The following is a 20,411-nucleotide window of genomic DNA, read 5'->3' on the forward strand; positions in this document are numbered from 1 at the left end:
TCGCTTGCGCGGGAATGACGTTGTGGTTTGGATCGACACCGGGAGGCCAAGCCTGCCGAAAGAAACCGATAAAATGACGACGGACGCGACCGCCATGCCTGACACACTGATGAGTTCCCTCGGCCTCGATCGCCCGGAAACCGGCGATGATGCGGTCGTGCCGTTCACGCTCGACAAGCTCGATACCCGTGGCCGCTCGGTGCGGCTGGGCGAGGCGCTCGATACTATTCTGAGCCGCCACAACTATCCCGCGCCGGTCGCCCGGCTGCTGGGGGAGGCGGTGGTGCTGGCCTCGCTGATCGGCTCGTCGCTGAAATTCGATGGCCGCTTCATCATGCAGACCCATACCGATGGTCCAGTGAACCTGATCGTCGTCGATTTCGACGCGCCGGACGGGATCCGCGGCTATGCGCGCTATGACCACGACGCGCTGCTGAAGGCTTCGGAAGAGGGCAAGACCAAGCCAGGCGAACTGCTGGGCCATGGCCATCTCGCTATGACCATCGACCAGGGCGCCGACATGGAGCGTTATCAGGGCATCGTGGCGCTCGAGGGGGAGAGCCTTGAGGAAGTCGCGCATACCTACTTCATGCAGTCCGAACAGATCCCCACAATGGTGCGGCTGGCGGTTGCCGAATTCATGCAGAAGGGCGATCACCGCGCCCATTGGCGCGCCGGCGGCGTGCTGATCCAGCATCTGCCCGAGCATGGGCAATCGATGATGGCCGACCTGCCCGGCGATGGCGACTTCGACAATCCGCATACTTCGGACCCCGACTTCGTCGAGCCCGATGTGTGGAACGAAGCCAAGACGCTGTTGATGACGCTGGAAGATATCGAACTGGCCGATCCGGACCTGTCGCCCGAACGGATGCTGTTCCGGCTCTATCACGAGACCGGGGTGCGGGTGTTTACGCCGACTACGCTCGTGGAACGCTGCACCTGCTCGGTCGATCGGATCGAGGATATGCTGGCGACCAGCTTCACCGCCGAGGACCGCGAGGAGATGGCGGTCGATGGCGAGATCGAAGTGGTGTGTGAGTTCTGCTCGACGGCGTACCACTTCAATCCGCATCAGTTCGACGCCAAGCACTAAGGCTAAAATCATCAAAACAGTCAGCACCGCTGCCCCATCGGGCGGCGGTTTTTTGCTTACTTACAAGCACTTGCGCAATTGTACAATTATGACAGTATGCCCGTAGAGTAAAACAGGCGGGGCAGCGCCAGTTGATCTTTTTGGGGACGTCGCATCGCGCGCGAACAGTGCGCATGGCCGATGGGTATTGGGCTATTGCCCGCGATACTCAATTGACCTCGTCTCGGGCCGGTTGAGCCATGTCCGATGCACTGGACCTCATTGCGGCGGTAATCGGCACGGACGATGCCCAGGGTTTGACCGCCGAGCAGGTACTGGAACGCGCGCTGGAGCGTGAGGTCGACCCGCTCAGCTATTGCGCCAATACGCTCAATCTTGGTCAGATCCCGGTCATGGAGAGGGCGGCGCGCTGGGCCGGCTTCGCCTTTTTCGATGTGATCCCCCGCGGCCTGTCGGTTCATGCCGAACACTATCCACTGGCAGAACTGGCGCGGGCGCGCGCCGTGCCACTGCGGCTGATCGATCGCCACGTGTTCTTCTCGGCCCCCGGTTTCTTTGAAATCCTGGCGCTGCGAACCCGGCTGCGCGAACGGCCGCAACTGCATAGCCGGGTGTGCTTCGTGCCCGAGGCGGCGATCCGCAGTTATATGGTGCAGGCCAGCTCGGAAGCGCTGGTCGACAATGCGCGGCAAGGGCTGGCGCGGCGCTGGCCCTTTGCCACAGCGCAGTTGGAACTGACCCGGCCGGTGCGGATCGTCTTTGTGGTGGCGCTGACGCTGCTGGTTGGGATCATCGTTATGGTGCCGTTCCTCGGGCTGAGCTGGCTGTTGCCGCTGAGCGTGGTGCTGCTGGGCCTGCCCGCAGTGTTGCGGCTGGCAGCAAGCTGGCGCGGGCTGGTTCAGGGCGGGCCGCCAGCGCCGCCGGAGCGGCCGGACGATGCGGAACTGCCGGTCTATTCGGTGCTGGTGCCGCTGCGCGACGAGGCGCATATGGTGCCCCAATTATACGCCGCGCTGCGGGCGCTAGATTATCCGCCGGAAAAACTCGACATCAAATTCGTCGTGGAGGACCGCTCGCGCGCCACGATCGATGCGGTGGGCCGCCTGCCGGACGACGGTAGTTTTTCGCTGATCTGCGTACCCGATGCGGCGCCGCGCACCAAGCCCAAGGCGCTGGGTTTCGCGCTGCCGGCGTGCCGGGGCGATTTTGTGGTGGTATTCGACGCCGAGGACCGGCCGCACCCAGACCAGCTCTGGCAGGCCGCGGCAGCGTTTCGCGACCAGCCAGACGTGCAATGCCTGCAGGCCGAACTGCTCATCGACAATGCCGACGAGCACTGGCTGGCGGGCTTGTTCGCGGGGGAATATGCCGGGCTGTTCGGCACGCTGCTGCCGGCGCTGGCGGAATGGCAATTGCCGATGCCGCTGGGTGGAACCTCCAACCACTTCCGCATTGCCGCGTTGCGCGACATCGGCGGCTGGGACGCGTTCAACGTGACCGAGGACGCGGACCTGGGCGTGCGGCTCGCCCGCAGCGGCTATCGCACCGCGATGCTCGCCTCGCACACGCTGGAGGAAGCCCCGACGCAATGGCGAAGCTGGCTGGGCCAGCGCACGCGCTGGATGAAGGGCTGGATGCAGACCTTTATCGTGCACACCCGTTATCCGATCACGCTGCGGCGCGAGATGGGCTGGCGCTCCATGTTTGCCTTCAAGATCACCGTGCTGTCGATGATCGTATCGCCGCTGCTGCATACGGCGCTGTTGCCGACACTGTTGGTGCAGACGGCGATGAACCAGTACCTGTTCGGTGGCTTCGGCTGGACCTGGGCAGCGCTGCATCTCGGGCTGCTGTGCTTTGGCTATTCCACCACCCTGGCGCTGACCCTGATCGGCCTGCACCGGCAGCGGCGTTACCGGCTGATGGTCCTGCAATTGCTGCTACCATTCTATTGGCTGCTGCTGGCCATCGCTACGCTGCGCGCCCTGCATGAACTGCTGGACCGGCCATTCTATTGGGCCAAGACCGAGCATAGGGTGCGCAAGACCGGCCTGAGCGTAAAAGCGCGGATCAGGCAGACGGGAGGCATATCCAAGGACCCCAAGCATCCCAGGCCCGCCGAGTAAGTGTCCGGTGATCTGTGGCCCCTGCTGCCGGATCGGCGCGGTTCGGGCCGTCCTTAGTGGTAAAGGGAACGGAGATCCATGATGAGGAACATTATCGCTGCTGCCTTCGTCAGTCTGGACGGATTAGGCGCGAAGGGTGACGGCCTAGCTGCGCCAGCGGGGTGATGGCTCGAACAAGGTTTGCAGGGTTTCGGGCGCCTCGCCATTGATGCGGCGGAGCAGCAGGCGGGTGAGTTCCCCGCCGGCGGTGAACACGTCCTCCACGATGCTGTCGAGCCTGGGGAACAGCGTCGGCAGGATGTCCGAGGTCTGCTTGTAGATCAGCTCGATGCCCTGCCCGAGCTTCAGGCCGCCATCCTGAAGGCCGCCAATCAAAGCGAGGGTGCGCATTTCGCTATCGCAGATGATGCCATCGGGCCGGTCGGCCCGGTGAGCGATATCCAGGCCAAGCTGGCGGATTTCGTCGGGCCCGCCGCGCAGGGCAGCACTATCCATGATCGTGCCGACAATGCCCAGCCGGGCGGTGGCGTGATGGAAGGCGGTGACGATATTGTGGTGATTGGTGGTGCTGTCATCGCCCACCAGCATCAGCAGATGCTTGCAGCCCTTGGAGGCCAGCCGCTCGGCCGCCACGGTGGCAAAGGCTTCGGAATGGAAGTCGTGATAGGCGTGCTGGGTGAAGAACTCGGTGCGGCCGTGGCTGACGAAGGGGAAATTGGCGTCCATCAGCAATTGCACCCGCCGGTCGCGCGGCCCGGTATGGGTGATGATCACGCCGTCGGCGGTGCGGTTATCGAGCACGTAGCGCACGGTTTCCACCGATTGGGTGCGCACGAATTCGGGGATCACCGTCAGGTGGTAGCGCGAGCCCCGAATGGCCTGGCCGATGCCCTGGATCATCTGGCGGGCGAAATCGATGGAATCGTCGCCGCCATCAAGTACCAGGGCGATGACATTGGTCTTGCCGGTTCGCAGGCGCACGCCGGCCCGGTCGGGCACATAACCGACGGCCTTGGCGGCCTCGGCCACCTTACGGCGCGTTTCCTCCTTGAGCGCGGTGCCGCCGCGCAGCGACAGCGAAACCGTCGACTGGCTGAGGCCGGTCAGTTCGGAAATCGTGCGCAGCGTGGCGCGCTGGCCAATCGCCCCCGCGCCGTTTCCGCTGCCTTTGTCTTTGCCGCCAGCCATTGTCTGTCCGATTGTCTCCAGCGGTCTTTTACACCCTGTCACCAGGATTCAAAACAACGAAGATTTTGCAACGATGCAGGATGAGGTACGCCCTTCAACAGCGGATATTCACAGGACGAATGTACTCTAAGCTATTCATAATAATGACGATAAACACAGACGACGTAAGTCGCTCGACTCTTTTTGCCGGCCACCATTGCAACGTTGCAATTAACATGATTACCTCTGCCGGCGTCGGAGGAGGGTTCGGCGCAAAGGCCGCGCATTGTCGCGGTGCGAGCACCTGAGGAGGAGTTCATGCTCAAACGGAATCTAATGGCGACGGTCGCCGCTGTGGCCATGGCTGCAGCATCGGTCATGCCAGCGCATGCAGAAATCACCTTTATGTATGCCACCTGGCTGTCGGGCCTCGTGGAACCAGGTGTCGCCAATTTCGAAAAAGCGACCGGCGAAAAGGTCACCGCCATCAAGCTGCCCGACCAGGGCTATGACCAGCGCGTGGCGCTCGACCTGTCGGCCGGCACTGCCGCCGATGTGGTGCTGATGGACAGCTTCATGGTGAGCGAACTGGCTTCGGCCGGCTACCTGCACCCGCTGGATGAGCTGGCCAAGGGCTGGGACCAGTATCAGTATTACCTCAAGGGCCTGATCGAAGTCGGCTCCTATGACGGCAAGGTCTATTCCCTGCCCACCGACACCGACGTGCGCATGCTGTGGTACAACAAGGCCAATTTCACCAAGGCCGGCATTGCCATGCCGTGGGAGCCCAAGAGCTGGGCCGACGTGCTCGATGCGGCGCAGAAGCTCAAGGATGCGGGCGTCGAATATGCGTTCCAGCTTCCGGCCGGCACCAAGCAGGGCGAAGCCACCACGATGCAGGGCTTCTACATGGCACTGCTCGGGGCTGACGTGCCCGAGGGCGACCGCAACCGTTTGCGCGACCGTACCAGCGGCAAGTGGATCGGCGATAGCCCCGGCATCCGCAAGACGCTGCAGCTTTATCACGACGTCTATGTCGGCAAGGAACTGACCGCTCCCGACCTCAACTACGCCACCGATATCGGCGCTTCGGTGCGTGAAGCCATGGCCAACAACACCATCGGCATTCTCGCCTCCGGCTCGTGGGAAGATGCGTGCCTGTGGGATTGCACGGGTGCCAATGTCCCCAGCCGCGAAGAGCGCGATGCGCTGGTCGGCTGGACGCCATGGCCGGGCTCGGGCGATCCGGGCACCAATGCCACCACCAATATCTCCGGCGGCTGGGCTGTGGGCGTGAACGAAAAGGCCGCCGACAAGGACACGGCGTTCAAGCTGGTCGAGGCCATTTTCGACAAGGCTAACTTCGAGGCCTGGACCATCGCCAACCACCGCATGGGCGTGCGCACGGACATTTCGGAATCCCCGGAATATACCGCTGACGCCTATCTGGCCAAGGCGACGGCGCTCGCCGCCACCACGACGGGCCGTGACACCGTCCCCGGCTACCAGACCGTTTCGGCGCTGATCCAGCAGGCAACCGCCGATATCCTGGACGGCGGCACCGTTGAAGACGTGGTCAAGGAATATCACGACGCCCTGGTCGACGAGTTCGGCGCAGACGCGGTCGAAGTCTACCAGTAATACCGAGGCCCTCCCGGCACGGCGGCGCATGGGTTCTCCCTGCGCCGCCAGTACGGGAGTTTTTGAGAGCACTTGCGGATGCTCCACCACACTTGCTTCCCGCGGACTTGATCCGCGGGTCGCTCAGCAAGCCACTTGGAGCCGTGCGTGCGGCAACAGGCCCGCGGATCAAGTCCGCGGGAAGGACCGGTGGTGGTGACGAGCATTAAAGCCATCAGGGGCAGTCGAAACAATGGCGATGAAAAACCAGATCAATCCCTGGCTGGCATCCAATGTCTGGCTGCTCGTCCTCGGCATGTTGCCGGCCTTTTTGCTGCTCGCCGCGCTGATCTATTTCACCGCCTGGGCCTTCAGTTTCTCTTTCACCGATCTCGAACTCGTGGGCCGCAAGTCGGTCAACTGGAGCTGGGTTGGCTTCGAAAATTACGTGCGCCTGTGGACCCGCAAGGGGTTCCTCGATGCGCTGTGGACCACGGTGATCTTCACGTTCTTCTCCGCCATTGTGGGTCAGAGCGTGCTCGGCTTCCTGCTGGCGGGAGCGTTGCGCACCACGAAATCCAACCTGCGCAGCTTCATCGAAGTGGCCATCATGCTGGGCTGGCTCTTGCCCGATATCGTGGCGGCATTCCTGTGGTCGGCGACCACCTCGCAGACCGGGCTGATCAATAACCTCATCATCACCCCGCTGGGCTTCAAGCCGGTCAATTTCATCAGCGAATTCGCGCTGCCGGTGGTGACCATCGCCAATATCTGGAAGGGCACCGCCTGGAGCTATCTGCTGTTTTCGGCGGCGCTGGATTCGGTCTCGCGTGAAGTGGTGGAGGCCGCCAAAGTGGATGGCGCGACGCCGTTCCAGCGCGTCTGGCTGGTCATCCTGCCGATCATCCGGCCGCATATCGCCACCAATATGCTGTTCATCACCATCTGGACCTTCACCTATTTCCCGCTGATCTACGCGCTGACCGGCGGCGGGCCGGGACGACAGAGCGAGACCCTGGCCATCTTCATGTACAAACAGAGTTTCGGCACCGGGAAACTGGGCTATGGCAGCGCCATTTCGGTGGCCATGCTGCTGATCGTGGGCGCCATGTCGCTGATCTATCTGCGCCTGCTGCGGGAGCCTAAATAATGGAAAACGAAGGCCATTCCCGCGCCATGGCTCTGGCGCTGTCGTTCATGGCGCTGATCTGGATCAGCCCGTTTGCCTGGCTCATCCTCAACGCATTCGACCCCGCCGCAACCGGCCGACTGGCCATACCGCAGGGCGTCACCCTGGGCAATTTCGCCCAGGCGATGAGCGGCGATGCCGGCCGCCAGTTCCTCAACTCGGTCTATATCGCCGCCGGCACCGCCACGCTGACGGTGATCGTCGGCATTGCCGCCGCCTATCCCCTGTCGCGGCTCAAAATCCCCGGCCGCAATGCGTTCCTCTGGGCGCTGGTAGTGATGCGCATGCTGCCCTCGATCGGCGTGCTGGTGCCAATGTATTTCGTCTCGCAATCCATGGGCCTCTTGAACAATTACGGCGTCGTGCTGGCGCTGACCATTCTCAACCTGCCCTTCACCCTGCTGCTGCTCAAGAACTTCTTCGATACGGTGCCGGTCGAGCTGGAAGAGGCCGCTTATGTCGAGGGCGCCAGCCTTTGGCACATCGTCACCCGCATCGTGCTGCCGCTGTCGCGCGCGGGCATTGCGGTAGTGTGGTTCTTTACCTTCACCGGCGCCTGGAACGAGTTCCTCTTGCCGCTGATCTTTTCGCGCACCGAACAGGGTTTCCCCATGTCGGTGGGCCTCTATGCTGCCTTCGGCCAGAACGGGGCGATCCAGTACGGGTTCCTCGCGGCCTATTCCATTATCTACGCAGCGCCGGCGGTCGGCGTCTATTTCTTGTTACGGCGCAACATGAACACAGGTTTCGCCGGTGTCGGAGTTAAAGGATGACCTATTCCAATCCCCTGTCCACCAAGCTTGGATTGCTGGACGACGATCTGAAAACCGAGGGGAAACTGCTGCGGCTGTGCGCCGATCTGCACGCCAAAATCCTGACGCCGCTCGAAGTGCCATTCCAGTGGCATTATATCGAGGAAAACCTGAGCGCCGACAAAGCGCTGAAGACCGATTGGCGCGGCTGGAAACAGTTCGACGCGCGCACCGTCTGGGCGCGCAGCCAGGATAATACCTGGTTCGCCGCTGAAATAACCGTGCCCAAGGAAGCGGCCGGCAAGACCTTTATTATGCGCGTCACCTCGCAGTGGAGCGACCGGCCCGGCGGCACCGATCCGCAGTGCCTCGCCTATCTCGATGGCGCGACAGCGCAGGCCATCGACGGCAACCACAATGAAGTGGTGGTGATGCGCAAGGCCAAGGCCGGCACCAAGCGCGTGGTCCACGTCAACGCCTTCACCTTCTTCCCGCGCCTGCTGGTCGGCTTCACCGTCGAATTCTTCATCCGCAACGAGCGCGCCGAAAAACTCTATTACGACCTGCAAACGCCGCTGGAAGTGGCGACCCGCCTGCATCAGGCCGATCCGCGTCGCCATGCCATCACCAAGCTGGTCAATGACGCGCTGCGCGCTCTCGACCGGCGCGGCGCGCATACCGATGCCTTCGAAGCCACGCTGGGCGCGGCCGAGAAGATCGCCGCCAAGATCTACCAGCTCAAGGACACCGAGGTGATGCCCACCATCACGGCGGTGGGGCATACCCATCTCGATGTCGGCTGGCTGTGGCGCGTCATGCATACCCGCGACAAGACCGGGCGCAGCTTCGCCACGGTGATGGAGCTGATGCTGGAATATCCGCAGTTTGTCTTCATGTACAACCAGTCGGTGCTGTTCAATTTCCTCAAGACCGACTACCCGGAAACCTGGGCGCGGCTGAAGGAAAAGGTCAAATCCGGCCAGTTCGAAATCGAAGGCGCGATGTGGGTCGAGCCCGACGTCAACATCGTCTCGGGCGAGAGCCTGGTGCGCCAGATCATGCGCGGCCGCCGCTTCCATATCGAGGAATTCGGCGTCACGCCAAAGACCGTTTGGTTGCCCGACACCTTCGGTTATTCGGCCAACCTGCCCCAGGTGATGGAGCGCTCGGGGCTGGAATATTTCGTCACCAGCAAGCTCAGCTGGAACGATACCGACCGGCATCCCTATGACACCTTCTTCTGGCGCGGCATCGACGGCACCAAGACCAAGGCGCAGCTGATTACCGCCCAGAAATTCGGCAGCGAGCAGATTTACACCACCTATAACTCGGACCTCTCGGTCAGCGAAGTCATGGGCGCCTGGACCCGCTATGAGCCCAAGCAGGCCCATGACGAAGTGCTGCTGTGCTACGGCTATGGCGACGGCGGCGGCGGCCCGACCCGCGCCATGATCGAGCGCGGTACGCGGCTGGAGCGCGGCATTCCCGGCGCGCCAAAACTCAAGCTCGAAGGCATTGCGCCCTTCCTCGATCGTCTCGGCACCGCGATGGAGGCCGATCCGGCCCGCTTCCCCGAATGGAATGGCGAGCTGTACCTGCAATATCATCGTGGCACGCTGACTTCGGTTGCCAAGAACAAGGCCAATAACCGCCAGGGCGAGCGGGTGATGAAGGAGCTGGAACTGCTCAGCGCCCTAGCCCATGCGCAGAGCGGCGCAGCCTATCCCAGCGCCCAGATCAACACGTTCTGGGAAACCATTCTCATCAACCAGTTCCACGACATCCTGCCGGGAACTTCGATCCCTGAGGTCTATGTCGATAGCGACAATGAATATGGCGAGCTGTTCTCGACGTTGGCCTCGGCCAATGGGCCGTGGCACTCGGCGGCGGCGGCTATTCCCGGCGCCAAGAGCGGCACGCGGTTGTTCAACTTCACCAGCCAGAGCCGCACCAATGCGCTGGTCAGTCTCGGCAGCGACGCGGCGCTGGATGGCGCGGGTCTGGCTCAAGGCGGCACGACCCAGCCCCTGCAGAAGCTCGTCGGCGCCGGTGGCGAGACCAGCTATGCCGCGCCGGTCAGCGCACTGGCACCGCTGGGCTGGACCGGCATTGAGGTCGTGTCCGGCACTGCGGCCGCCAAGTCGAGCTTGAAGGCGACGACCAGCCTGCTCGAAAACGATCTGATCAAGGTCAGCTTCGACAAGGCCGGTGAGATCACCTCGATCCTCGACAAGAGCCGCAACCGCGAAGTCATAGCCAAGGGCCAGACGGGCAATCGCCTGGTTGCCTATGAAGACAAGCCAATGGAGTGGGACGCTTGGGACATCGACCGCTATTTCGAGGAGCAGTTCTGGCCGCTCAGCGACAGCAAGGCGAGCATCACTGTGGTCGAAACCGGCCCGCATCGCGCCGCGATCCGCATCGAGCGCAGCTATAACCTGTCAAAGGTCGTGCAGGTCATTTCGCTTGAAGCCGGCGCGCGCCAGCTCGAATTCGACACCTTTGTCGACTGGCAGGAGCGCGCCACCGTGCTCAAGGCGTGTTTCCCGTTCGACCTCAACGTCTCGGAAATCCGCTCGGAAATCCAGTTCGGCCACGTCAAGCGGGCGACCCATCGCAATACTTCTTGGGACAAGGCCCGCTTTGAAGCCTCGATGCATCGCTGGGTGGATATGAGCGAAACGGACTTTGGCGCTGCGCTGCTCAACGATTGCAAGTATGGCTATGACGCCCTGGAACAGACCGTGCGGCTGACGCTGCTGCGCGGCTCCAGCTTCCCCGATCCCAAGGCGGATCTGGGCGAGCATCGCCTGCGCTATGGCCTCTTCATCCACGATGGCGTTGCCGATCTGGCGCAGGTGCATCGCGCGGCGGAGCGGTTCAACAACCCCATCGCGGTGCTGGGTTCGGTCAAGCCGGGTTCGGCGTCTGGGGCGAGCGAGAGCTTCGCTTTTGCGACCTGCGATGCGCAGAACGTCACCGTCGAGACGGTGAAGAAGGCTGAAAAATCCGGCGCCTTGGTGATGCGGGTTTTCGAGACCGCCAATACGCGGGCGATCGCGACGATCAAGTTTGGGTTGAAGATCAAATCGGCCAAGCTGGTGAACCTGATGGAAGAGGGCGACGAGGGCAAGGTGAGCGTGGTGGACAACACCGTGGTGCTGGAGCTGCGGCCGTTCCAGATCGCGACGCTGATGGTTGAGACGGCGTAAGGCGCGGTTGCCGCGGGGTAAGCTCTGTAGTTGCGGAGCCCCGATCTGATCCCCTCCCCCTTGAGGGGAGGGTTAGGGTGGGGGTGTCGAGGTTGCGACGACCATCGAGTGCGCGGTGGCCACGACGCCGATCGAGTGCGTGGTGGCCACGACACCCCCACCCCCGACCCCTCCCCTCAAGGGGGAGGGGAGCCGACGCCCGGCGCTTGGACGAAGACAAAAAGGAGACCACGATGAGCGATGTTCAACTGAGCGGCGTGCACAAGTCCTACGGCAATGTGCCGGTGCTGCACGGGGTCGATCTGACCATCAAGTCGGGCGAGTTCGTGGTCTTTGTGGGGCCGTCCGGGTGCGGGAAGTCCACACTGTTGCGGATGATCGCGGGGCTGGAGCATATCACCGGCGGGGAGGTGCGCATCGGCGGCAAGGTGGTCAATGATGTCCCCTCGCCGCAACGCGGTATCGCCATGGTGTTCCAGAGCTACGCGCTCTATCCCCATATGAGCGTCTACGACAACATGGCCTTCGGGCTCAAACTGGCCAAGACGCCCAAGGCCGAGGTCGACAAGCGTGTCCGAGAGGCGGCACGGATCCTGCAGATCGAGCCCTATCTGGATCGCATGCCTAAGGCCCTGTCCGGCGGACAGCGCCAGCGCGTCGCCATTGGCCGCGCCATCGTGCGCCAGCCCAAGGTATTCCTGTTCGACGAGCCACTATCCAATCTCGATGCCGCTTTGCGCGGCCAGACCCGCGTCGAGATCGCCAAGCTGCACGACACCCTCGACGCGACGATGATCTACGTCACCCACGATCAGGTCGAGGCCATGACGCTGGCCGATCGCATCGTGGTGCTCAATGCCGGGCGCATCGAACAGGTGGGGACGCCGCTGGAGCTGTACCGCCATCCGGTCAACACCTTCGTGGCCGGCTTCATCGCCAATCACACGATGAATTTTGTCGCGGTGACCCCCAAGGGATCAACGTTGACGCTACCGGGCGGCAAGACCATCGTCACCAGCAATCCGCAGGCGGCCAAGGCCGCGAGCCTGGGTGTGCGGCCGGAACATCTGGGCCTGACCGACACTGCGAATGCGCAGTTCACCGGCACGATCGAGGTTATCGAGCAGTTCGGCGAGTATGCGCTGATCCACGTGCTGCTGGCCGATGGCAATCACCTGACGGTCAAGCTGGACGGGGCGCCGGATCTGCATCTGCACACGGAAGTGCATGTCGGGCTGGACCCCGCCGTGGTGCATCTGTTCGACGCAGAGGGACGGGCGCTGCGGTCAGTCTAGAGCCTCACGGCAGCAGCACGTCGACCCGCATGCCCTCCCCGGGCTTGCTCTTGATGGTCAGCACGCCACGGTGGCGGTGCACGATGTGCTTGACGATGGCGAGGCCAAGGCCAGTGCCCTTTTTCTTGCGGCTGGTATCGGCATCGATGCGATAAAACCGCTCTGTCAGGCGTGGCACATGCTCGGGTTCGACGCCTGGCCCGTGGTCGGTGACGCTGACCTGATGGGCGAACCCGACGCGGCCGGCCGCCCCAAGCTGGACCTCGACGGTCTTGCCGTTGGAGCCGTATTTGACGGCGTTGTCGATCAGGTTTTCAAACACTTCGTAAAGCTGGCTGCGATCGCCGGTGGTGGTGGCGGGGCCGTCCGGTAGGGTCATGATAATTTCGACATTGGCGGCGCGAGCTTGCGTCTGCAGGCCGTCGCGCACTTCGCGCAGCAGCGCCGCGAGGTCGATACTGCCGGTGGGGCGCACATGCTGATGCATCTCGATGCGCGACAGGCTGAGCAGGTCATCGATCAGCTTGCTCATCCGCTCGGCCTGCCCGCGCATGATGACGAGGAATTTCTCCCGCGCCGCCGTATCCTTGGCGGCCGGCCCCAGCAAGGTATCGATGAAGCCCAGCAGCGAGGCCAGTGGCGTGCGCAGTTCGTGGCTGGCATTGGCGATGAAATCGGAGCGCATCGCGTCGACGCGCTTGAGCTCGGTCAGGCTCTGGAAGGTCACAATCAGGAGGCGGCCTTCGTCTTCGAACCATTCGGTATCGGGACGCCGCAGCGGGGTGACGACGACCTTGTCCCAGGTCTCGGAGGGCAGGGTTTCGTGCAATTCGAATGTGCGTGTCGTGCCGCTACGGCCGGCGCCGTCGATGGCCTGCACCAGATCCGGATTGCGCAGGTAGAAGGTGACCGGATTGCCGGCGATCAGGTTAGGAAACTTTCGCGCCGCAGCGCTATTGGCGTGGGTGACGAGCGCGCGCCGGTCGAGCAGCAGGCAGGGGTCGGTCAACGCATCGGCGAAAGCGGCGATCCATTGTTCGTCATCGGTGGCGATCTCGCTGGCGCCGGGCATGACGGTTTCGACACGGATTTCGGCAGCCGGCAATAGCGCTGCCACCACCCCCATGATGAGCCAAGCCAGCAGCGCATTGATGGGGTTCAGCCCGGCGGAGAGCACCAGAGCCAGCAGCACGCCGGCCAGTACGAGTAGCAGCGTGGCCCGGCTGAGCAGGCGCGACATTAGCGTTACGACAAAGCTACGCGGTTGGGGGGAACTGGAAACGAGCATCGACACCGTAAAAAAACCACAGCGGCCGGAGCCACTTGCACACAAGCGATCTTCATAGCACGTTCAATGCGACAAGGGAGAGACAGGTGAGCAATCCGTTCGACGACTTCGACATCGAAAATCCCAAATTGCCCAAGGACATCAAGAAGAACGCCATGACGTCCGGCGGGTATCCCTACGCGGACAAGCTCGATTGGGACGTCTACGAGGCCGAAATGCTTGATCTGCAAAAGCAATTGGTGCTGCTGCAGGCCCATCTGGCCAAGACTGGCGAGCGCATCATGCTGGTGTTCGAAGGCCGCGACGCCGCGGGCAAGGGCGGCACGATCAAGACTTATCTGGAAAATCTCAATCCGCGCTACAACCTGAATGTCGCGTTGCCCAAGCCCAACGACCGCGAAAGCACGCAATGGTATTTTCAGCGCTATGTCGACTGGCTGCCGGCGGCCGGCGAAACCGTGTTGTTCGATCGCTCGTGGTATAACCGAGCCGGGGTCGAGCTGGTGATGGGGTTTTGCACGCCTGAGCAGACCGAGCATTTCCTGGAGGAAGCGCCGGAATTCGAAAAACGCCTGACCAATGACGGCATTCATCTGTTTAAGTTCTGGCTGTCGATCGGCAAGGAAATGCAGTTCAAGCGGTTCCATGACCGCCGTCATGATCCGCTCAAGGTATGGAAGCTGTCGCCGATCGATCTCAAGGCGCTCGACAAGTGGCAGCCCTATTCGGAGGCGCGCGACGAAATGCTCAAGCGCACTGACACGGCACACGCGCGCTGGACCATCATCCGCGCCAATGACAAGCGCCGCGGCCGACTCAACGTCATTCGTAGCGTGCTCGACCGGCTGGATTTCGTGGGCAAGGATCACGCGAAAATCGGCAAGATCGATGCCAAGATCGCCATGAGTGCCGAGGAGTTCCTGGCAATGGACGGAGTGGACGCGGCGTAGGCTGAGGGGAGCGATGCAGCGTTAGTACCGATCATTGCAGTCGACGCCTCCACCTGGAAGGGGGCGGATCAAGGTGGGGGTTCTTATTCTGTAATTGGGGCTCTCGCACCCCCACCCGGCCTCCCCCTCGAGGGGGAGGAGCAGGTTTGTGGGAGACGGGCGTGGCTAGAAAATCCACCGCACGGCGCCAGCCATTTGACCTTCCGGTCAAAATTATCCACAGGGGACGCACCAGGCCTTTGACAGGGGAAGCAAAAGGCTTTCATCTGTCGTTAATCTTTCATGATCGCTGGTGAGGGCCGGCGCATGAGGATGGAAGTCCGGATCGGCGATCCGGCTGGGGCACGGCATGCTTGACGATCGTGCAGAGGCGCGCCTGGAGGCGAGCCAACTGCCGCCGGCAATCACCATCAATCCCGAGGGGCGCTCGCCCTTCGTACTGGTTTGCGACCACGCCTCCAATCGCATTCCCGAGCGCTATGGCGATCTGGGCCTGACGCTGGCGCAGCGGCTGGAACACATCGCCTGGGACCCCGGTGCGCTATCGGTGTGTCAGGCGCTGGTCGACCTGCTCGATGCGCCGCTGGTGCATTCGACGGTGTCGCGGCTGATCATCGACTGCAACCGCGAAACAGACTCGCCCGAGTTGATCCGCACGCTGTCGGAAGCCACGGCGATCGCCGCCAATATCGACGTGAGCCCGGAGGAACGAGCGCGGCGGATTGGGGACTATCACGCGCCGTTCCATCTTGCCATCGAGCGGCTGCTGGACCGGCGCGCCGGGCGTGGTTTGCCCACCGTTCTGGTCTGCATGCACTCGTTCACGCCGATTTACCTCAATGTGCAGCGGCCCTGGCCGATCGGACTGATCCACGGCCGCGACACGGGCTATACGCAAAAGCTGTTCGACGCGCTCAAGGCCGAAGACCCGACGCTCGACCTGGGCTGGAACGAGCCCTATGCGGCGCTCAACGGGGTGACGCTGACGCTGGAAAAGCATGGCGACGGGCGTGGGCTCGACGCCACCATGATCGAAATTCGCAACACTGAAATTCTCGAACCCGCCGGGGTCGCCTTCTGGGCAGCCCGGCTGGCCCGATGCCTCGTGGCCGCGCATGAGGCGCGCGGCAGGGCAGCGGCTCGCTAGACGACAAGATTGGGGCTTAAAACTGGGGGCTTGAACTATGGCAGAGACGAAAAAAGTCGGCAGCGTCGCCTATGCGACGCGAGAGAGTGACTACTTCGAAAAGCGCGGCCTGACGCGCTATGCGGGCATCTGGTCGCTCTGGGCGCTGGGCGTGGGCGCGGTGATCTCCGGGCATTTCTCGGGCTGGAACTTCGGTTTCATCACCGGCGGCTGGGGCGGCATGATGGTGGCAGCGGCCATCATCGCCGTCATGTATCTGGGCTTGGTCTCCTCGATTGCCGAGATGAGCCCGGCACTGCCCCATACCGGGGCCGCCTATTCATTCGCGCGCACCTCGATGGGGCCGTGGGGCGGCTTTGTCACCGGCCTGTTTGAAAACGTCGAATATGTACTGACGCCGGCGGTGATCGTCACCTTTATCTCCGGCTATTTCGGCTCCATTACGGGGCTGGACACGGCTCTGTACCCCATCCTGTGGATCGTGTTTTTCGCCATATTCCTGGCGCTGAACATTTATGGCGTAGCGCTCAGCTACAAGGTCACGCTGGTTGTGACGCTGATCTCGCTGGCAGGCCTCGTGTTCTTCTGGTTCAGCGCGTTTCCCAATATCGATTTTGGTCGCTGGGCACTCAATATCGGCGTCGGGCCGGACGGTGGGGCAGTCGAATTGCCCGAGGGCAATGGCTCCTGGTTCCCCTTTGGCTGGCAGGGGGTCCTGGCCACCCTGCCCTTCGCGGTCTGGCTGTTCCTCGCCATCGAGCAGGTGCCGCTGGCCGCCGAGGAATCGGTCGATCCCAAGCGCGACATGCCACGCGGCATTCTGTTAGGGTTCTGCACCCTGCTGCTCAGCGCGTTCATGATCGTGCTGCTCAACCCATCGATCCATGGCGTGGGCAGCTTCGCGCTGGGCTCGTCGCTGGAGCCGGCGCTGCTGGGCATCCGCAACATCTATGGCGATGCCGCAGCACCGCTCTTCGGCGTGGTGGCATTGATCGGGCTCATCGCCTCGTTCCACACCATCTTGTATGCGCAGGGCCGCCAGGTCTATTCGCTCAGCCGGGCCGGCTATTTCCCGTCGGCGCTGTCGGTGACGCATCCCAAATACAAGACCCCCCATATCGCCATGATCTCGGGCGCGCTGCTGGGCCTTCTGGTCATGCTGGTCATCTGGTTCGTCAATGGCGGCGGCGGCGAGGGCGAAACCCAGCTTGGCGATGACATCATCGGCTCGGTACTGCTCAATATGGCGGTGTTCGGCGCGATGCTGAGCTACATCATGCAAGCGCTCAGCTTCATCATCCTGCGCCGCAATCTGCCCAATATCGAGCGGCCATTCCGCTCCCCAGTGGGCATTCCGGGCGCGGTTTTGACCATCATCATCGCGGCCGTGACGCTGTTCTACCAGTTGCAGGACCCGAACTTCTTCAAGGGCGTGATCTGGGTCGTGGCATGGTGCGCTGTGGGCGTCGTCTACTTCGCGGTGGTGGGGCGGCACAAGCTGATCCTGTCGCCAGAAGAAGAATTCGCGATGGAACATCAGAAGGCGTAACGCCAAGCGGGGCCGCGGTTCGCTGTGGCCCCGCAATCAAGAACACTGTGGGAGTTTCGCATGGCCGCCTATTCGCTCGACGCGCTCAAGGCCGACGTCGCCGCCGGCACGATCGATACCGTGCTCGTCGCCTTTCCCGATATGCAGGGGCGACTGATGGGCAAGCGGTTGCAGGCCGAGTTTTTCCTCGAGACCGCCCATGACGAGACCCACGGCTGCGATTACCTCTTGGCCGACGATATCGATATGGAGCCGGTGCCCGGCTACGAGGCCGCCAACTGGGCCAAGGGCTATGGCGATTTCGTGCTGAAGCCCGATTTGACGACGCTGATGAAAGCCACGTGGCTGGAGGGCACGGCGCTGGTGCTGTGTGACCTTTCAGATCACCATCATCACAAGCCCATTCCGCATAGCCCGCGCGCCATTCTCAAGCGCCAGATCGAGCGGCTGGCGGCGATGGGCTATACCTGCAACGCGGCGACGGAGCTGGAATTTTACCTGTTCGACGACGATTTCCGCACGGTGCACGACAAGGGGCACCGCGACCTCAAGACGTCCGGCTATTACATCGAGGATTACCACATCTTCCAGACGAGCAAGGAAGAAGGGGTGATGCGGGCGCTGCGCAAGCACCTGCAGGCCTCGGGCATTCCGGTGGAATCGTCCAAGGGCGAGTGGGGTCCGGGGCAGGAAGAAATCAACGTCAAATATGCCGATGCACTGACCATGGCCGACCGGCATGTGGTGCTCAAGAACGCCACCAAGGAAATCGCCTATGCCCAAGGCAAGGCCGTGACCTTCATGGCCAAGTGGGATTTTGGTCTCGCCGGCTCATCGAGCCACATCCACATGTCGCTGGCCGACAAGTCGGGCAAGCCGGTGTTCGCCGACCCCAGTGCCGAACGTGGCATGAGCCAGACGATGGCGCATTTCATGGCCGGGCAGATCGCCCATGCGCGCGACATCACGTACTTCCTCGCGCCCTATATCAATTCCTACAAGCGCTTCCAGGCGGGGACGTTTGCGCCCACCAAGGCGATCTGGAGTTCGGATAATCGCACGGCGGGGTTCCGGCTGTGTGGCGAGGGTGGCAAGGCCATTCGGGTCGAATGCCGGATCGGTGGGGCGGATTTGAACCCGTATCTGGCGATGGCGGCGCTGATCGCGGCGGGCATCAAGGGGATCGAGGACAAGCTGCCGCTGGAGCCCGCCTTCGTCGGCGACGCCTATGTCACCGAAAAGCTGCGCGAAATCCCCAAGACCCTGCGCGAAGCCACCGAAACGCTGCGCCATTCGGTTCTGCTGCGCGAGGTGTTCGGCGAGGATGTGGTGGGGCACTACGTGCATACGGCGGAATGGGAGCAGTTCGAGTATGATCGGCGCGTGACCGATTGGGAACTCAAGCGCGGGTTCGAACGCAGCTAGGCCATTGCCTCGCTACGATGCGAGTGCTTATTGAAAGCGCAATTTTCAAGCACGGTGTCATTCCGCGAAAGCGGGAACCTCGTCTTCGACCAGCTACACCAGCAAGAATGGGTTCCCGCTTACGCGGGAATGACGCCGTGGAAATCAGGAATCCGCCATGACCGAGACAGTCAAAATCATCTCCCCCATCGACGGCAGCGTTTACGCCGAGCGACCGCTGGCGAGCGGCGCGGAGATCGAGGCGGCAGTGGTGCGAGCCAAGGCTGCGCGGCAAAGCTGGCATGAGATCACGGTGGCGGAGCGGGCCAAGGTGATGAGTCATTTTGTCGACGCGCTGCTGGAGATGAACGACGAAATCGTGCAGGAACTGGCCTGGCAGGTGGGGCGGCCGGTGCGGTTCGGCGGGGAGAAGCGCGGCGTGGAAGAGCGCGCGCGGCATATGATTGCGATCGCGGAGGCGAGTCTCAAGCCATTGGAAAAAAATGATAAACCGGGGTTTACGCGGTATATTACGCGCGAGGCGCTGGGCACGGTGATGGTGATTGCGCCGTGGAATTATCCGTTTTTGACGGCGGTCAATTCGATCGTGCCGGGGCTGATGGCGGGCAATGCGGTGATCCTCAAGCATGCGAGCCAAACGCTGTTGGCGGGGGAGAGATTTGCCGAAGCGAGCAAGCATGCTGGACTTCCTGAAGGGATTTTTCAAAATCTGGTGCTGGGGCATGCGGACACCGAAAAACTGATCGCCTCGGGCGCCATCGACCACATCAATTTCACCGGCTCGGTCGAGGGTGGTCGCAGGATCGAAAAGGCGGCGGCGGGGACGTTCGCGACGCTCGGACTGGAACTGGGCGGCAAGGACCCGGCCTATGTGCGGGGCGACGCCAATTTGGACAATGCGGTCGAGAACCTGGTCGACGGTTCGTTCTTCAACTCCGGGCAGAGCTGCTGCGGGGTGGAGCGGATTTATGTCGATGCGAGCGTCTATAACGGGTTTGTCGAGCGGTTCGTCGAGAATGCCAAGGGGTGGACGCTGGGCAATCCGCTGGATGAAGCGACCGTGGTCGGGCCGATGGCGCGGGGGAATTTTGCCGATCACGTGCGCGGACAGACCGAGGAAGCCGTGCGCGGTGGGGCGAAGCGGCATTTGAATTCAAGTCATGCGCTCGATAAGGACGGCTCGCCGTATCTGGCTCCGGAGGTGTTGACCAATGTGAACCACCAGATGTCGGTGATGCGCGAGGAAAGCTTTGGGCCGGTGGTCGGCATTATGAAGGTGGCCGATGATGAGGAAGCCATCACGCTGATGAATGACAGTCCTTATGGGTTGACGGCCTCGATCTGGACCGAGGACCTGGATGCGGCGGGCAAGATCGGCGCGCGGGTCGAGACCGGCACGGTGTTCGCCAATCGCTGCGATTATCTCGATCCGGGGCTGGTTTGGACCGGGGTCAAGGATACCGGCAAGGGCGGCGCGTTGAGCGAGATCGGCTATGCGAATTTGACGCAGCCAAAGAGTTATCATTTCAAGAGCGTATAAAACCACGCACTATCCAAACACGCGATGTCACCCCGGCGCAGGCCGGGCCCATCCC

General features: G+C 62.4%; 14 protein-coding genes. 12 read left to right on the forward strand and 2 right to left on the reverse strand.

The window, feature by feature from the left end; genetic code table 11:
- Nucleotides 1-109 precede the first annotated feature (109 nt).
- Both ABIB57_RS13150 and ABIB57_RS13155 read left to right on the forward strand, forming a co-directional pair.
- On the forward strand, nt 110-1,096 hold the full coding sequence (locus tag ABIB57_RS13150; protein ID WP_502914400.1) for an Hsp33 family molecular chaperone: 987 nt from the start codon (nt 110-112) through the stop codon (nt 1,094-1,096).
- A gap of 239 nt (nt 1,097-1,335) precedes the next feature.
- Nucleotides 1,336-3,222: a glycosyltransferase family 2 protein gene (locus ABIB57_RS13155; RefSeq protein ID WP_354041415.1), complete on the forward strand. Its 1,887-nt coding sequence runs from the start codon at nt 1,336-1,338 to the stop codon at nt 3,220-3,222.
- A gap of 144 nt (nt 3,223-3,366) precedes the next feature.
- Here ABIB57_RS13155 and ABIB57_RS13160 read toward each other — a convergent pair whose 3' ends face one another.
- Nucleotides 3,367-4,410, reverse strand: a complete 1,044-nt coding sequence (locus tag ABIB57_RS13160) for a LacI family transcriptional regulator (protein ID WP_354041416.1) — start codon at nt 4,408-4,410, stop codon at nt 3,367-3,369.
- Between the two features lie 297 nt (nt 4,411-4,707).
- Between ABIB57_RS13160 and ABIB57_RS13165 the strand changes: the two genes are divergently transcribed.
- The 5 genes from ABIB57_RS13165 to ABIB57_RS13185 all read left to right on the forward strand — a co-directional run bounded on the left by ABIB57_RS13165 (nt 4,708) and on the right by ABIB57_RS13185 (nt 12,457).
- The gene (locus ABIB57_RS13165; RefSeq protein ID WP_354041417.1) at nt 4,708-6,030 is read left to right on the forward strand and encodes an extracellular solute-binding protein; all 1,323 of its coding nucleotides are present in this window, start codon (nt 4,708-4,710) and stop codon (nt 6,028-6,030) included.
- A gap of 232 nt (nt 6,031-6,262) precedes the next feature.
- Nucleotides 6,263-7,159 carry a carbohydrate ABC transporter permease gene (locus ABIB57_RS13170; RefSeq protein ID WP_354041418.1) on the forward strand — a complete coding sequence of 299 codons (897 nt, stop codon included), beginning with the start codon at nt 6,263-6,265 and terminating at the stop codon, nt 7,157-7,159.
- Nucleotides 7,159-7,971 (forward strand): carbohydrate ABC transporter permease, encoded by an 813-nt coding sequence (locus ABIB57_RS13175; protein ID WP_354041419.1) that lies wholly within the window; start codon nt 7,159-7,161, stop codon nt 7,969-7,971. The genes ABIB57_RS13170 and ABIB57_RS13175 overlap by 1 nt, the downstream gene beginning before the upstream one ends.
- Nucleotides 7,968-11,162, forward strand: coding sequence for an alpha-mannosidase (locus tag ABIB57_RS13180; RefSeq protein ID WP_354041420.1), 3,195 nt, complete (start codon nt 7,968-7,970; stop codon nt 11,160-11,162). The genes ABIB57_RS13175 and ABIB57_RS13180 overlap by 4 nt, the downstream gene beginning before the upstream one ends.
- A 233-nt stretch (nt 11,163-11,395) precedes the next feature.
- On the forward strand, nt 11,396-12,457 hold the full coding sequence (locus ABIB57_RS13185; RefSeq protein ID WP_354041421.1) for an ABC transporter ATP-binding protein: 1,062 nt from the start codon (nt 11,396-11,398) through the stop codon (nt 12,455-12,457).
- Between the two features lie 4 nt (nt 12,458-12,461).
- On the opposite strand, the gene ABIB57_RS13190 is transcribed toward ABIB57_RS13185, so the two are convergent.
- Nucleotides 12,462-13,697 carry a sensor histidine kinase gene (locus ABIB57_RS13190; RefSeq protein WP_354041422.1) on the reverse strand — a complete coding sequence of 412 codons (1,236 nt, stop codon included), beginning with the start codon at nt 13,695-13,697 and terminating at the stop codon, nt 12,462-12,464.
- 134 nt (nt 13,698-13,831) lie between these two features.
- Here ABIB57_RS13190 and ppk2 point away from each other — a divergent pair, with 134 nt between their 5' ends.
- From ppk2 to ABIB57_RS13215, 5 genes are all read left to right on the forward strand, one after another.
- Nucleotides 13,832-14,695, forward strand: coding sequence for a polyphosphate kinase 2 (gene ppk2 / locus ABIB57_RS13195; protein WP_354041423.1), 864 nt, complete (start codon nt 13,832-13,834; stop codon nt 14,693-14,695).
- Between the two features lie 349 nt (nt 14,696-15,044).
- Nucleotides 15,045-15,842 carry an N-formylglutamate amidohydrolase gene (locus ABIB57_RS13200; RefSeq protein WP_354041424.1) on the forward strand — a complete coding sequence of 266 codons (798 nt, stop codon included), beginning with the start codon at nt 15,045-15,047 and terminating at the stop codon, nt 15,840-15,842.
- Between the two features lie 37 nt (nt 15,843-15,879).
- Nucleotides 15,880-17,391 (forward strand): amino acid permease, encoded by a 1,512-nt coding sequence (locus tag ABIB57_RS13205; RefSeq protein ID WP_354041426.1) that lies wholly within the window; start codon nt 15,880-15,882, stop codon nt 17,389-17,391.
- Between the two features lie 60 nt (nt 17,392-17,451).
- Nucleotides 17,452-18,816, forward strand: a complete 1,365-nt coding sequence (locus ABIB57_RS13210) for a glutamine synthetase family protein (protein WP_354041427.1) — start codon at nt 17,452-17,454, stop codon at nt 18,814-18,816.
- Between the two features lie 157 nt (nt 18,817-18,973).
- Complete coding sequence (locus ABIB57_RS13215; RefSeq protein ID WP_354041429.1) at nt 18,974-20,356, forward strand: aldehyde dehydrogenase family protein; 1,383 nt, start codon at nt 18,974-18,976, stop codon at nt 20,354-20,356.
- Nucleotides 20,357-20,411 lie beyond the last annotated feature (55 nt).

Origin of the sequence: Devosia sp. UYZn731, from assembly GCF_040546795.1 — a bacterium.
In the GTDB taxonomy this organism is placed as follows: Bacteria; Pseudomonadota; Alphaproteobacteria; order Rhizobiales; family Devosiaceae; genus Devosia.